Origin of the sequence: Streptomyces sp. NPDC056161, assembly GCF_042268025.1 — a bacterium.
In the GTDB taxonomy this organism is placed as follows: domain Bacteria; phylum Actinomycetota; class Actinomycetes; order Streptomycetales; family Streptomycetaceae; genus Streptomyces.
Genome location: NZ_JBHJUV010000040.1, coordinates 18,350 through 31,743 on the forward strand (window position 1 = coordinate 18,350; position 13,394 = coordinate 31,743).

Annotated in this window: 14 protein-coding genes and 1 pseudogene; 7 read left to right on the plus strand and 8 right to left on the minus strand. The window is 73.8% G+C overall.

Annotated features, from left to right (window positions below; translation table 11 throughout):
• Positions 1-6: 6 nt before the first annotated feature.
• Positions 7-674, minus strand: a pseudogene (locus tag ACFC09_RS30985) (abortive phage infection protein); the annotation flags it as partial.
• Positions 675-843: 169 nt separating this feature from the next.
• Here ACFC09_RS30985 and ACFC09_RS30990 point away from each other — a divergent pair.
• Positions 844-1,458 carry a flavin reductase family protein gene (locus tag ACFC09_RS30990; RefSeq protein ID WP_376533658.1) on the plus strand — a complete coding sequence of 205 codons (615 nt, stop codon included), beginning with the start codon at positions 844-846 and terminating at the stop codon, positions 1,456-1,458.
• Between the two features lie 21 nt (positions 1,459-1,479).
• Here ACFC09_RS30990 and ACFC09_RS30995 read toward each other — a convergent pair whose 3' ends face one another.
• On the minus strand, positions 1,480-3,075 hold the full coding sequence (locus ACFC09_RS30995; protein ID WP_376533659.1) for a M1 family metallopeptidase: 1,596 nt from the start codon (positions 3,073-3,075) through the stop codon (positions 1,480-1,482).
• A 266-nt stretch (positions 3,076-3,341) separates the two neighbouring features.
• Here ACFC09_RS30995 and ACFC09_RS31000 point away from each other — a divergent pair, with 266 nt between their 5' ends.
• Positions 3,342-3,821 carry a hypothetical protein gene (locus tag ACFC09_RS31000; RefSeq protein WP_376533660.1) on the plus strand — a complete coding sequence of 160 codons (480 nt, stop codon included), beginning with the start codon at positions 3,342-3,344 and terminating at the stop codon, positions 3,819-3,821.
• Positions 3,822-3,880: 59 nt separating this feature from the next.
• Here the strand turns inward: ACFC09_RS31000 and ACFC09_RS31005 are convergent, their stop codons facing one another.
• Both ACFC09_RS31005 and ACFC09_RS31010 read right to left on the minus strand, forming a co-directional pair.
• Positions 3,881-4,762 (minus strand): diacylglycerol/lipid kinase family protein, encoded by an 882-nt coding sequence (locus tag ACFC09_RS31005; protein ID WP_376533661.1) that lies wholly within the window; start codon positions 4,760-4,762, stop codon positions 3,881-3,883.
• Between the two features lie 97 nt (positions 4,763-4,859).
• Entirely contained in the window at positions 4,860-6,467 is a 1,608-nt protein-coding gene (locus ACFC09_RS31010) for an FAD-binding oxidoreductase (protein WP_376533662.1), read from the minus strand.
• Between the two features lie 125 nt (positions 6,468-6,592).
• Here ACFC09_RS31010 and ACFC09_RS31015 point away from each other — a divergent pair, with 125 nt between their 5' ends.
• Both ACFC09_RS31015 and ACFC09_RS31020 read left to right on the plus strand, forming a co-directional pair.
• Positions 6,593-7,192, plus strand: a complete 600-nt coding sequence (locus ACFC09_RS31015) for a TetR/AcrR family transcriptional regulator (RefSeq protein WP_376533663.1) — start codon at positions 6,593-6,595, stop codon at positions 7,190-7,192.
• Positions 7,189-8,766 (plus strand): glycerol-3-phosphate dehydrogenase/oxidase, encoded by a 1,578-nt coding sequence (locus ACFC09_RS31020; protein ID WP_376533664.1) that lies wholly within the window; start codon positions 7,189-7,191, stop codon positions 8,764-8,766. Before ACFC09_RS31015 ends, ACFC09_RS31020 begins: the two co-directional genes overlap by 4 nt.
• 56 nt (positions 8,767-8,822) lie before the next feature.
• Here ACFC09_RS31020 and ACFC09_RS31025 read toward each other — a convergent pair whose 3' ends face one another.
• The 3 genes from ACFC09_RS31025 to ACFC09_RS31035 all read right to left on the minus strand — a co-directional run bounded on the left by ACFC09_RS31025 (position 8,823) and on the right by ACFC09_RS31035 (position 10,402).
• On the minus strand, positions 8,823-9,080 hold the full coding sequence (locus tag ACFC09_RS31025) for a hypothetical protein (RefSeq protein ID WP_376533665.1): 258 nt from the start codon (positions 9,078-9,080) through the stop codon (positions 8,823-8,825).
• Positions 9,067-9,363, minus strand: a complete 297-nt coding sequence (locus ACFC09_RS31030; RefSeq protein ID WP_376533666.1) for a DUF6400 family protein — start codon at positions 9,361-9,363, stop codon at positions 9,067-9,069. The genes ACFC09_RS31025 and ACFC09_RS31030 overlap by 14 nt, the downstream gene beginning before the upstream one ends.
• Before the next feature lie 106 nt (positions 9,364-9,469).
• The gene (locus ACFC09_RS31035; protein WP_376533667.1) at positions 9,470-10,402 is read right to left on the minus strand and encodes an SDR family NAD(P)-dependent oxidoreductase; all 933 of its coding nucleotides are present in this window, start codon (positions 10,400-10,402) and stop codon (positions 9,470-9,472) included.
• A 277-nt stretch (positions 10,403-10,679) separates the two neighbouring features.
• On the opposite strand from ACFC09_RS31035, the gene ACFC09_RS31040 reads away from it, so the two are divergent.
• Both ACFC09_RS31040 and ACFC09_RS31045 read left to right on the plus strand, forming a co-directional pair.
• Positions 10,680-11,252, plus strand: coding sequence for a TetR/AcrR family transcriptional regulator (locus ACFC09_RS31040; protein ID WP_376533668.1), 573 nt, complete (start codon positions 10,680-10,682; stop codon positions 11,250-11,252).
• 126 nt (positions 11,253-11,378) lie between these two features.
• Positions 11,379-11,582 carry a hypothetical protein gene (locus ACFC09_RS31045; protein ID WP_376533669.1) on the plus strand — a complete coding sequence of 68 codons (204 nt, stop codon included), beginning with the start codon at positions 11,379-11,381 and terminating at the stop codon, positions 11,580-11,582.
• Positions 11,583-11,670: 88 nt separating this feature from the next.
• Here the strand turns inward: ACFC09_RS31045 and ACFC09_RS31050 are convergent, their stop codons facing one another.
• Complete coding sequence (locus tag ACFC09_RS31050; protein WP_376533670.1) at positions 11,671-12,624, minus strand: pirin family protein; 954 nt, start codon at positions 12,622-12,624, stop codon at positions 11,671-11,673.
• Positions 12,625-12,709: 85 nt separating this feature from the next.
• On the opposite strand from ACFC09_RS31050, the gene ACFC09_RS31055 reads away from it, so the two are divergent.
• Complete coding sequence (locus ACFC09_RS31055; RefSeq protein WP_376533671.1) at positions 12,710-13,210, plus strand: carboxymuconolactone decarboxylase family protein; 501 nt, start codon at positions 12,710-12,712, stop codon at positions 13,208-13,210.
• Positions 13,211-13,394 lie beyond the last annotated feature (184 nt).

The window sequence follows — 13,394 nt, forward strand, 5'->3', positions numbered from 1 at the left end:
CTGCGGCGAGTAGTAGTCGATGCCCACGACGTCGAAGAGCCGCCGGTCGACCTCGTCGTCCTGGGCCGCCGCGTAGCTCAGCCGGCCCTGGAAGACCGAACGCCGGTCCTCGCCGCCCGCGCGGTGAAGCGGTCCAGGCGGCGCTGCACACGAACCGGGTCGACCGTGCCGTCCAGCAGGTTCCGGATGCGTTCCGGGGCCGTGTCGCCGGCACGATCCCCGGCACGAACAACCAGAACCCGCAGCCCACGCCGAGGTCGACGCTCGCTCCGTGCCGGCGCAGCCGTTCGGCGAACCGGCCGGTCTCGGCGAGGTGTTCCAGCACGTCCCGTTCCGGCAGATCGCCGAGGGTCGGCTGGAGCCAGATGTGCACTCCTCGTTCGGCGGCCTCCGCGGCGGTGGCCGTCAGGCGCTCCACGCCGCCGCCGGTGACCTCGACGGTGTCGGCGTGCAGGTGGTCACGGATCACCCGGATGTCCTCGCGCATCCGCGCGGTGCTGAACGCCGTGCCCGGTGTCTCGCCCGCGCCGACGGTGGACGACACCCCGGTGCCGCAGTCCGCGCCCGCTGCCGGCCGCTCGCGCCGGTCCGGTCGGCAGCAGCGCGCCCGCGAGGGCGGCGGACGCCGCCGCGGCCAGGAACCGGGCCCGGCCCATCCCCTTCGTCTTCTCCATCCGGTCACGGTGCCGGGCCGCCCGCCGTCTCGCCGTCCGCCGGCGGTCCACGGTGCCGCGACCCAAGGATGCGATCCGTCGGCGAAAGTCGGCCCGTACGCCGGTCGTCCTCCTGCCGTGCGAGAGGGCTGCCGGTGCGTCCGCCCGTCCCGGGGCATAGCGTGCTGGCATGCGCGTCGACTACTCACCGGACACCCTGGGTCCGGGTCCCTTCTACCGGCTGCTCACCGCCGTCGTCGTACCCCGGCCCATCGCGTGGGTCTCGACCCTCGCCGAGGACGGCGAGACGGCGAACCTGGCGCCCCACTCGTTCTTCACCGTCGCCTGCACCGACCCGCCGATCGTCCAGTTCACCTCGGTGGGACGCAAGGATTCGTTGCGCAACGTCGAGGCGACCCGCGAGTTCGTGGTCAACTTCGCGCCCGAGCCGCTGTTCGAGCAGATCAACGCGACCGCGACGGACTTCCCCCGGCAGGAGGGCGAGTTCGACGCGGTGGGTGTCGCGCGCGAGCCGTCGCTGCGGGTGCGCACGCCCCGGGTGGCGGCCTCGCCCGTGGCGCTGGAGTGCACACTGCACACGACGCTGGGACTCGGCGACTCGACTCTGGTGCTGGGCCGGGTGGTGCACGCCGCCGTCAGCGAGGACGTCCTGGTGGACGGCCATCCGGACATCGGGCGGCTGCGTCCGTTGTCCCGGCTCGGCCGCAACGAGTGGGGCACGATCGGCGAAGTCCGTGACATGGCCCGGATCCGGTACCGGGACTGGCCCCGCCGATCGCGCTGATCCGCCTCCCGCGCGCCGTCGTCAGCCGTCGATGCGGTGCTGGGTCCAGAACGAGGTCAGGTCGGTGCCGGTGGCGGCCTGGGCGGCGGCCTTGAAGTCGGCGGTGGTCGAGACTCCGTACCAGTGCGCGGTGGCGTAGTCCTTCAGGAGCTTCGCCATGACGGTGTCGCCGAGGACGCGCCGCAGGTCGTGCAGCGCGCACTTGCCGTAGCCGTAGACGACGGTGGAGTAGCGGGAGGCGTGGGTGTCCCAGTAGGCCATCGAGTTGGTGATCTTCTCGGTGGACGAGGCCCACGAGACGCTGTTCCAGCAGTTGCTGCCGGTCTTCCCCAGCGCCAGGTCGGTGGCGTAGTCGGTGAACGCCTCGTCGAGCCAGGGGCTGGTGTACTCGTCGTCGCCGACGATGCCGTACCACCACTGGTGCCCGATCTCATGGGTGAGCGCGGTGGTGCTGACCACGTCGAGGACGAATCCGGGGTACTCCATGCCGCCGAACCAGAAGTTGTTGTCGATCACGGCGTCCAGTTCGCCGTAGGGGTAGGCGCCGAACCGGGCGGCGTGGGCGTCGACGGCGGAGGTCGCGGTGGTCAGCATGGACTGGGCACTGGAGGAGCTGATGCCGGTCACGGAGTAGACGTTCACCGGGGTGCCGGCGGCCGAGGTGCCGGAGATCCGGGTGAAGGGTCCGGCCGCCCAGGCGAAGTCGCGGACCTGGGTGGCGGTGGCGGTGGTGACCGTGCGTCCGGCGGTGCCCGGGGTGTCGGTCGACCGGCCGGTGGCCGGTACCAGCAGGGTGCTGGGGTGGTCGAGGCTCACCTTGAAGTCGGCGGCCAGGGAGTAGAACGACTCGCCGTTGTCGGTGTACGGGTCCAGGTGCCAGCCCGCCGTGTCCTTGACCGCGAGGACGGGCAGGGCGTTGCCGACGAAGCTGAAGGCCCCGTCGCGGCCGAACCGGTCGGCGCCGGTGGGGACGGTGATGCCCAGGTCGAAGCCGATGGTGGCGGTCTGTCCCTGGGCCAGCGGCGTGGGGAGGGCGATCCGCAGGGACGTGCAGTCGGCCGACAGGGCGCCCGCCGTGCCGCCGGTGACGTCACTGACCTTGATCGGCATCGCCGAGCAGGTGCCGTGGGAGTTGTCCCACAGCCGCAGGTACACCTCGCCGAGCGCGGTGGCGGAGGAGTTGGTGAACGTCACGCTCTCCTGGCCGGTCCAGACGGAGCCGGTGGTGTCGCTGCTGAGGCTGACGGTGTACGAGGGTGCGGACGGGGTGCGTGTGGAGTCCGCCGGCAGCGCCGTGGCGCACCCGGCCGGGTCGGTGGCGCGCCGGATGCGCGTGTCGGTGGGGGCGTCGCCGGCCCCGTCCGGCCGGGTGAGGCCGGTGCCGCCGAGGGCGGTCCGCGCCGAGCCGGTGAGCGCTGCGGACGACGACCGGGACCCGGGTGAAGTGCCGCTCCCGGAACCGCCGTCGGCGATCGGCCGGGCGGGGGCGCAGACGGCGGCCGGCGACGCGGACGCGGTCGGCGCGGCGGCGGCCGTGGACACCGGGAGCGCGACGGCGGCCAGAGCCGCGAGGGCGACCACGCTCGTGACCAGGGAGCTGTGGGGGGTTGGTCTCACGGGGAACTCCTTTGCGGAGGCCGGGATTGCGGCCTGCTCGTCGGCCGTCCGGCCGGGTGGACCGGCGGGCGACCGTGGGTGACGCGGTTCGGTTGCGCGATCATCGGCGTGCGGTGCCGGCCGCGTCCTGATGGTGGGGGCGACGGCTGCCGGAAGCCTGCCAGATTTGTCACGGCCATGCCAGAAGGAGTTCGGGCCGATGAGTTCGGCGCGGGTCGCCGGTCATGACCTGTCGGCAGGGTTGCGACGAGACGGAGGAGGGCCCGATGCGGCCACCGACACCCCACGAAGCGCTACGCCGGCTCGACGTCCTCGTGGGTGCCTGGGACATGTGGGCCGCCGACCGCCGGGCCGGGCCGGTCCGGACCGAGTTCACGTGGCTGGAGGGCGGCGCCTTCCTCGTGCAACGCGCGGACGTGGGACCGGACACGGCCCTGCCCGCCGAGTGGAGCGCGCACGCGCCCTTCCCGACCGTGACGCTGACCGGCTACGACGAGACCTCCGGCGCCTTCACCACCCTGTACGCGGACGGCCGCGGCGCCGCCCGCACCTACCGGACGAGCCTGAGCGAGGGCGTGTGGCGGCAGTGGCGCGCCGCGCCCGGTTTCCACCAGCGCTTCACCGCCGTCATCGGCGCCGGGGGCGCCACCGTCGAGGGTGGCTGGGAACGGTCGGTGGACGGCGAGCTGTGGCTCCCGGACTTCGACGTGACGTACACGCGGATCGCCGGGCCGCGGGACGCGTAGGTGCCGGCGGCCGGTGAGTCCGGCTCCCGCAGGCCGCGGGACCGTCCGCGCCCGCGACGTCAGCACAGCACCGCGAGGTCGCCGGGCCGCACCCTGACCGTGACGGGCAGGGTGGCCCCGACCTCCCCGTCGGCGCCGTACGGGACGGGCCGGTCGGCCTCGATACGGATCTCCCGGCCACGCAGCACCCGTACCTCGGGCCGGTCGACATGGGCGCCGGTCGACAGCTCGTTCATGAGGGCGAAGAACAGCCGGCGCGGGGCCTCGCGGATCAGCACGACGTCGAGGAGTCCGTCGTCGAGGAGGGCGGCGGGGGCGATGGCCCGGCCGGAGCCGTAGTACGCGGAGTTGGCAGCCACCACGGTGTAGCCGCGGTGGGCGAATTCCCGTCCGTCCACGGTCACGCGGTAGGCCGCCGGGCGCCAGGTGGCCACCGCGCGCAGCCCGCCGGCGTAGTAGGACGCGGCGCCGCGCAGCAGGCGCGCGTTGTTGGCGTGCCGGTTGGCGAGCGCGTCGACACCCGCGTACACGCTGCCCAGCACCACGGTGCCCCGGTGGACGGCCGACTCCACCTCGATGGTGTCGACGGCGCGCGGGGAGTGGTCGAGCAGGATCCGGGCCAGCCCCGCGGGGTCGGCGGGCAGACCGAGGGCGCGGGCGAAGTCGTTGCCGCGGCCCGCGGGGACCAGGCCGAGCACGCTGCCGGTCCCGCTGAGGGCGCCGCCGACACATCCGGCCATGCCGTCGCCGCCCACCGCGAGCACCACCCGGTCGCGCTCGCCCGCCCGGCGGGCGAGGTCCTGGGCGTGGACCAGGCTGCGGCTGTACTCGGTCTCCAGCTCCGCCCCGGCCTCCCGCAGCAGCCGACCGACGCGCAGCAGGGCCGCCGCCCCCGAGGAGCCGCCCGCGGTGGGGTTGACGACGGCCGTGAACTGTCGCATCGGTGAGCCTCCGGACTTGGACGGGGGTACGGGCCGGACAGGGACGAAGGTGCGGGCTTGCCGGACAGGACACGTGGTGCGGCAGGACCCGGGCGGGTCAGCCCGCCGGCCCGTCGACGGGCAGCAGGATGCCGGGGTTCAGCAACCCCTCGGGGTCCAGCCGGCGCTTGACCGCGCGCAGCGCCTCGACACCGAGCGGGCCCGCCTCCCTGACGTACCAGTCGCGGTGGTCGGTGCCCACACCGTGGTGGTGGCTGATCGTGCCGCCGGCCGCGAGGACGGCCTCGTTCGCGGCGCGTTTGGCGGGCGCCCAGTGCGCGACGGGGTCCGCGCCCTGAGCGCCGACCACCGTGAAGTACAGGGAGGCGCCGTTCTCGTAGACGTGCGAGATGTGGCACATCACCAGCGGTGGCGTGCCCGCCTCGGTGAGGGTGCCGGTGAGCGCTTCCCGGACGGCGGTGTACAGCCCGGGGAGACGGGACCAGAAGGCCGCGGTCTCCAGTGTCTCGGCGAACGCGCCCGCGTCCAGCAGGGAGTCGCGCAGATACGGGGCCGCGTAGCGGCCGTGGGCCCAGCGTTCGCCGGGAGCGGCGCCGAGGTGGGTGCCGCCGCACGCGCTCAGCACGGCCGCGGCCCGCTCCCGCCGGTGCGCGGTCTCCTCCTCGGTGCCCTCGTAACCGGCGACGGCCAGGCAGCCCGTGGTCCGTTCGGGGCCGGCGGAGCCGATGGCGGCGGGCTCGGCGAGTCCGATCAGCGTCTCGGTCTCGTCGGACAGCCGCAGCACCGTGGGCAGCGGCCCGTCCTGGGCGAGCCGGCGCAGCGCGGTGGCTCCCTCCGCGAACGAGGCGAAGCGCCAGCCCTCGTAGTGCCGTGCCGCGGGGACGGGGCGGACGCGTACGGTGACCGCGGTGATGACGCCGAACGCGCCCTCGGAACCGAGGATCAACTGGCGCAGGTCGGGTCCGGCCGCCGAGCGCGGGGCGCGGCCGATGTCGAGGGTGCCTTCGGGGGTGGCGACGGTGAGGCCGAGGACCATGTCGTCGAACCGGCCATATCCCGCGGAGGACTGGCCGCTGGAACGGGCCGCGGCGAAGCCGCCGATGGTGGCCCACTCGTAGGACTGCGGGAAGTGGCCAAGGGTGAAGCCGTGCTCGGCGAGCAGTGCCTCGGCCTGCGGGGCGCGCAGGCCGGGCTGGAGGGTGGCGGTGCGGGAGACCGGATCGAGATCGAGCAGGTCCTTCATGCGGCGCAGGTCCACGACGACCACGTCACGGTTGCGGGCGGGGGCGAGCCCTCCCACCACGGAGGTGCCGCCGCCGAACGGGACCACCGCCAGACGGTGCCGGGCGCACGCGCGCAGCACGGCCAGCACCTCGTCGTGGCTCGCGGGCAGGACGACGGCCGCCGGGACGTCCGTGACGTCACCGGCCCGGATCCGCAGCAGGTCCGGGGTGGACTTGCCCCGGGTGTGCCGGATGCGGCTGACCGCGTCGATGCGCACGTGGGCCGCGCCGCCGACGGCGTCCGCCAGGGCCCCGGAGGCGGCGGCGTCGAGCGGGGAATCGGGGACGTGGACGTCGTCGAGGGCGAGTGCGGGGGCGTCGCGCGGTGCGACGCCGAGCAGTTGGCCGAGCAGTCCGATCACCGCTTCGGGCAGCGGGGCCGCCTTCGCCGGGTCGCCCCAGCCGTTCCACAGCATGTCCATGAACGGTCGTCCTCATCGGTCGGATCGCGACGCCGGCCCGGTCCGCGATCGGGTCGGCCCGGCCCGCGGGGCCGTGTCTCCCCCGCACTCCGCGGACCGGCGGTGGCGCCGTTACACTGTGACACATGACGCCCATTCGTCACAACGACTCGGACGGCGATCCGATCCTGGACGCGGTGCGCGACTGCGTTCTGGCGGTCGGGGTCCGGCGCACCACCCTCACCGACGTGGCCCGCCGCGCCGGTGTCTCGCGGATGACGCTGTACCGGCGGTGGCCCGACATCCGGTCCCTGGTGGGAGACCTGATGACCCGTGAGTGGATCGGCGTGGCCACCGCGGCACTGCCCGAGCGGCGGCCCGGCGGGGAGACCCGTGCGCTGATCGTCGACGGACTGGTCACGGGGGTCGGGGCCTTCCGCGCACACCCGCTGTTCCGCAAGATCGTCGATGTCGATCCCGAACTGCTCCTCCCCTACGTGCTCGACCGCCGCGGGGCGAGCCAGGACGCCCTGCTGGACCTGCTGACCGAGGCCCTGCGCGAGGGACACGCCGACGGCTCGGTGCGTCCCGCCCCCGTCGAACGGCAGGCCCGTTCCCTGCTGTTGATCGTCCAGTCCTTCACGCTGTCCCTGCGGACCATGACCGACGAGGCCGACACCGACCTGACCGCCGCCGCGTTCCTCGCCGAACTGCGCCTCGTCCTGGAGAGGATCCTGACGCCATGAGCCCGGCCCACACCCCCATCCCCGTCCCCGGCTCGTCGCTCTCCGCGGCCCGCCGCGTCCGTGACCTCGCGGCGGCGGCCGACGGCACGGCCGACGTCCTCGTCGTCGGTCTGGGTGCGACCGGGGCGGGGGCCGCCCTGGACGCCGCGGCCCGCGGGCTGGACGTCGTCGCCGTGGACGCCCACGACCTCGCCTTCGGCACCTCGCGCTGGAGTTCCAAGCTCATCCACGGCGGGCTGCGCTATCTGGCCGCCGCGCAGTACGACGTCGCCCACGAAAGCGCCGTCGAACGCGGGGTGCTGATGGCCCGCACCGCCCCGCACCTCGTACGCGCCCAGCCCTTCGTACTGCCGCTGACCCCGCTGGTCTCGCGCGGCCAGGCGTCCCTGGCCTGGGCCGGCCTCCTGGCCGGGGACGCCCTGCGGCGGGCCGCCCGCACGTCCCGGGCGACGCTGCCCGTGCCACGCCGGCTGTCCGCCGCCGGGGCCCGACGTCTGGCGCCGTCGATTCGAGCCGCCGGGCTGCGCGGCGGGCTGCTCTCCTGGGACGGCCGGGTCGTCGACGACGCCCGCCTGGTCACGGCGCTGGCCCGGACCGCCGCCGCCCGCGGCGCGAAGATCCTCACCCGGGTCAGGGCGCTGGAGCTGACCCGCACGGGCGCCCGGGTCCGAGACGAACTCACCGGCGAGGAGGGCGAGATCCGCGCCCGCGCGGTGATCAACGCCTCCGGTGTGTGGGCGGACGGACTGGTGGACGGCATCCGGATACGTCCCTCCCGGGGAACCCATCTGGTGCTGCGCTCGGACCGTCTCGGCGCGCTCCCGGCGGGCCTGCACATCCCGGTCCCCGGCGAGACGAACCGCTTCGTGCTCGTGCTGCCGCAGGACGACGGGCGGGTGTACGTGGGTCTCACCGACGAGCCGGTCGAGGGCGGCGTCCCCGACGTGCCCGACGTGCCGGAGACCGACGTCGGGTTCCTGCTGGACGTGCTCGGCTCGGTCCTGGACCCTCACGTCCGCCGCGCCGACGTCGTCGGCGCCTTCGCGGGGCTGCGGCCCCTGCTGGACACCGCGGGTTCCGGCACACCCGCCCGGACCTCGGACATCTCACGCAGGCATGCGGTGCTGACCTCGGCGGAGGGCGTGATCACGGTGGTGGGCGGCAAGCTCACGACGTACCGGCGGATGGCGCAGGACGCGGTCGACACCGCCGTGGCCGCCCGCCGCCTGCCCGCGGGACCGTCCCCCACCGCGTCGCTGCCGCTGGTCGGCGCGGCACCGCCGGACCGGCTCGGCACACTGGCCGCACCCGCCCGGCTCGTCCGCCGGCACGGCACCGAGGCGCCCGCCGTGCGGGCGCTCGCCGAGCGCGAGCCGCACCTGGCCGAGCCCGTCCTGCCCGGCCATCCGGTCACCCGTGCCGAGCTGGTGTGGGCCGTCCGGCACGAGGGCGCACTCGACGTGGCCGACCTGCTCGACCGGCGTACCCGCATCGGGCTCGTGCCGCAGGACCGGGCCGCCGCGCTGGGCGCGGCGCGGGACGCGCTCGACCGGGCGGCGGCCACGTCCGCCTGACGTCGCGGGACAGCGCCCGGGATCCGCCTGACGTCGCGGGGCGGCGGCGACCGGGATCAGGTGCGGGGCAGGCCGCTGGTGGTGCGCCGCCAGCCGGAGCGGGTGGCACCGAAGCCGGTCTCGTGGTCCCAGACATGGGCGCACGCGGGGCACTGCAGATGCAGCAGGCTGCCGGTGTTGGAGAGCAGGTAGCGCCAGTGGTCGGCGCAGGTACGGCCCTGTTCGCAGGTCGCGCAGCCGTGGCTGTCGTCGCAGTGCGGGCAGGGCACCCAGGCTCGGCGGCCGATGTCCGCCTGCGGATCAAGTGGCAGCACGGCCACCCCCGCGCGGCGGCAGCACACCGGCCGCGACCAGGTCGTCGTAGACGCGCTGCTGTTCCGGGTCCAGGCCCGAGTAGAGCAGGTCCTGGGCCGCTTCCTCGCCGCGCAGTGCCTCGATCGGATCCCAGTCCGGGCCGAGGGCCTCCAGGACATGGGCCCGCCGCAGCATCTCGTGCCGGGTGAGGTCGACATCGAAATCGAACCGGGCGGAGCCGCCCGGGTGCCCGGCGGCGGGTTCACCGGGACCGGTGGGCGGTGGGGGGTCGAAGGCGGACATACGGCCGAACTTAGGTTTACCTTCCCCGCTACGGCAAGAGCAGGTGGGCGAAGTCACAGGCCCGGCACCGGGAGACGGCGGTCCGGTGCCGGGGCGCGGTGAGCCGTCAGTGGCCCAGCAGGGCGCTGGACACCGCCCACAGCCGCTCGGCGTCGCCCTTGTCCAGGGCGTGGGGGCGTACACCGCGCTCCGCCTGCGGGTCGGTGGTGACCTCGGCCTCGTTGCAGTCCTCGAAGTAGCGACCGGTGATCCCGGCCACGAGCGGGGAGGCGGCCAGCAGGACCGAGGTGGCCGCGCCCTGCTGCACCGTCTTCCAGCGGTAGGTGTCGAAGATCTCCTGGATCTCCGGCGTGATGTTCGCGAGTTGGTGGCGCTGGAGGTTGGTGCGGATACCGCCGGGCATCAGGGCGTTGGCGGTGATGCCGTCGCCCGCCCACCGCTCGGCCGCTTCCACGGCGAGCAGTACGTTCCCGGTCTTGGACTGCCCGTACGCGAGCCACGGCTCGTAGGGACGGCGCTCGAAGTGGAGGTCGTCGAAGACGATCGGCGAGGTCCGATGGGCGTTCGAGCTGACCGAGACGATCCGGGCGCCGCCCGCCTCGGCCAGGGCTCGGTGCAGGGCGAGCGTGAGGTCGAAGTGGCCGAGGTGGTTCGTGGCGAACTGGAGTTCCCAGCCCGCCGCCGTGCGGTGCGCCTCGGGCAGCGCCATGATGCCCGCGTTGTTGACCAGGATGTGGAGTGGACCGCGCCACCCTTCGGCGAACGCGGCCACCGACGCCTGGTCGGTCAGTTCGAGCTGTGCGGCGGTGACGGCGGCGTTCCCGGTGCGCGCCGCGATGTCCGCCGCGGTCAGGCGTCCGGCCTCGATGCCCCGGACCGCGAGGGTGACCTCGGCTCCGGCGGCGGCCAGGGCGCGGGCCGTCTCGGCGCCGATGCCGGAGGCACCGCCGGTGACGACCGCGCGCTTCCCGGTCAGGTCGACGCCGTCGAGGACCTCGTCGGCGGTGGTCTCGAAGCTGTAGGGAGTGGTGAACCGCATGCTGGGCCTCATGGTGCGGGATCCGTTCGTATCTGCGCACCGCGACGCGGCCGGGGCCGTTGGCGGTGCGAGCGGCAGACTGCCAACCGGAATATATTCCGGTTGAGGGCGAGACTAAGCGGAATTGATTCCGGTATCAAGCGGGGGTGCGCGGCGAGCAGGGGAGGGGGTCCGGGAACACGCGGCAGCAAGGATGCAGTCGGGTCTGCGTATCCTTCGAGCAGAACGATTCCGCACGCGGTTGCGGACCGGTGCGACGACGGGGGTGGAGGCGGCCGTGGGCGAGGGAGCACCGCGCGGACCACGCGCCGATGCCCAGCGCAACCGGGCGCGCCTGCTGGCGGCCGCCTCGGAGCTGTTCGTCGAGCGCGGCCCGGACGCGCCGTACATCGAGATCGCCAAGCGGGCCGGGGTCGGGGTCGGCACGATCTACCGCCACTTCCCCACCCGCGAGGAGCTGATCGAGGCGGCCTACCGCTCCGAACTCGACGCGGTCTGCGCCGCGGCCGACTGCCTGCTGCGGTCCCTGCCCCCGGAGCGGGCGCTGCGCGCCTGGATGGACCGCTTCATCGACTACATGACGATGAAGGTCGGCCTCGGGGACGCGATCCGCGCGGTGGTGGCCGCGGGCGGAAATCCGTTCGTACACAGCCGGGAACGTCTGAACGCCGCGCTGGCTGCACTGCTCGCCGCGACGGCCGCCGCGGGACTGACCCGGCCCGAGGTCCCGGCGGACGACGTACTGATGTCACTCAGCGGTATCGCGATGGCCGCGGGCGCCCCGGAGCAGCGGAAGCAGGCCGCGCGCATGATCGACCTGCTCTGCCGGGGGCTCCACCCTCACCCCTGACCGGGAGCGACCGCGTACGGGGCCGTACGAGTCGGCGTCACCGCACGTGGGCGCCGGCAAGGGGCGGCTTCTTGTGCGGCGCCGCAGAGCGATCCGAAGCCGACCGCGTGGGCGAGGCGGACGATCATGATCGCGTCCGTTCGCTGTCTCGACGAACTCGTCGAGCAGGGCGACCACCCGTTGGTCACCCTCGCTGCGGGACCACTCGTCAGCCTGCTCGGCGGGATCTCCGCCGCCGCCACCGGCGTAGGAGTGGTGTCGTACGTGATCGCGCTCGCCTTCGTCTGGTCCGTCGGACCGGAGACCAAGGGACAGCCTCTCCCTTCGTGAGCCCTTTGCTCCTCCCACCTGCCGCGGCCATGCGGTGGCCATTGAGCAGCCTCACCCCGCAGAACTAGCAACGATCAAAAACAGCTGCTCAGGATGGGTTTCGCCGAGGCTTCAGAGGCACGTTGGGCAGCGTCGGCGCCGACAGCCGGTCCCCGTCGTAGCCGTGCACCACGCCGAATCTGTCACCGTGCTCCCAGTCCTCGCGCGCCTGCCTGATGTCCTCGTCCGTACGGCCGACGAAGTTCCACCACATGACGATCTCCTCGCCGAACGGCGGACCGCCGAGCAGGATCAGCCGGGCGGCCTCGCGCGTGCCGTTCGTCACGGTCAGTGTCGTGCGTCCCGGCGTGACGTAGGCGAGTTCGGCGGGCCGCACCGCGGTCCCGTCGACGTGGACGTCGCCCGCGTCGACGAGGATCCCGTGCTCGAAGCCGGGGTCGAGGTCGAGGGACACCGAGGCGCCCGCGGACAGGGTCAGCTGGGCGCCCAGCAGCGGGGTGAAGGTGCGGACGGGGGACGTGACGCCGGCGAGCGAGCCGAGGAAGACACGCAGTTCGGCGCCGTCCAGGGACACCGGCTCCGGGACATGGTGCTGGAAGTCCCGTGCGGCGTGCCGGTGTTCGTCGGGCAGCGCCACCCACAGCTGCACCCCGTGCAGGGTCGTGGTGCCGGGCGTCGACACCTCGGAGTGGCTGATCCCGGATCCGCCCGTCATGAGGTTCAGCTCGCCCGGCCTGACGAAGGCGTGGCTGCCCAGACTGTCGCGGTGCTCGATCTCTCCGCTGAACAGCCAGCTCACCGTCTGCAGGCCGGTGTGCGGGTGGGGGGCGACGTCCATCCCGCCCGTCGCGGTGACGTCGTCGGGGCCGTAGTGGTCGGCGAAGCACCACGCGCCGATGAGCGTGCGGCCCCGCTGCGGAAGCGTGCGCCGTACCGTCATCGAACGGGGGCCGCCGAGCGGTACGTCCCGTGCGCCGAGGATCTCGACACCCGCGCCGGACCCGTCACCCTCACGAAGGGTAGTTCCGCTTTCAACAGTCATAGGGCGATGATAGGACGGACAACGATCGATCAGACAAGAAATCGCACGGGACACGCCAGGAGCGGTCCGGAGTGAGGGAGTACCGGTGACAGAGACGGCAGCGGCGGCCACCGACCGGCGGGTCTACGTGGACAAGCAGAGCCCCGGCGCGTACCGCGCGCTGACCGCAACGGCCGAAGCGGTGCGGGACGCGGCGGCCGAAGCGGGCCTCGAACGCACCCTCGTCGAACTGGTCAACATCCGGGTGTCCCAGCTCAACGCCTGCGCCTACTGCCTCAGCCTGCACACCAGGGCCGCCCTGCGGGCCGGTGAGACCACCCAGCGGCTCGGCGTACTGCCCGCCTGGCGGGACACCGAGCTGTTCTCACCCCGGGAGCGCGCGGCGCTCGCCCTCGCGGAGGCCACCACGCACCCCGCGGACGACGCCGCCCAGACCGCCGCCTACGCGCAGGCGCGGGCCGTGCTGTCGGACGCCGAGACATCCGCGGTGATCTGGGTGGCGATCTCCATCAACGCCTTCAACCGGGTCTCGGTCATGAGCAAGCACCCGGTGCGCGCCGCGGTCCCGCACGGCACCACCCCATGACCGGCGGGTGACCGAAGGCTGGTGCCGCGGTCCGCGCGGTCCCCGGCAGGACCGGTGGTGCCGGCGCACGCGTCCTCGCCCGGTGGATCGCCGGCGGCTGCCACTGCCCGCGCGTGGACTTGACCGCCGGCGTCCCCGCCTGACACCGCCGACGTGAACCACGCCGCGGCCGGCCTCGGCCGCG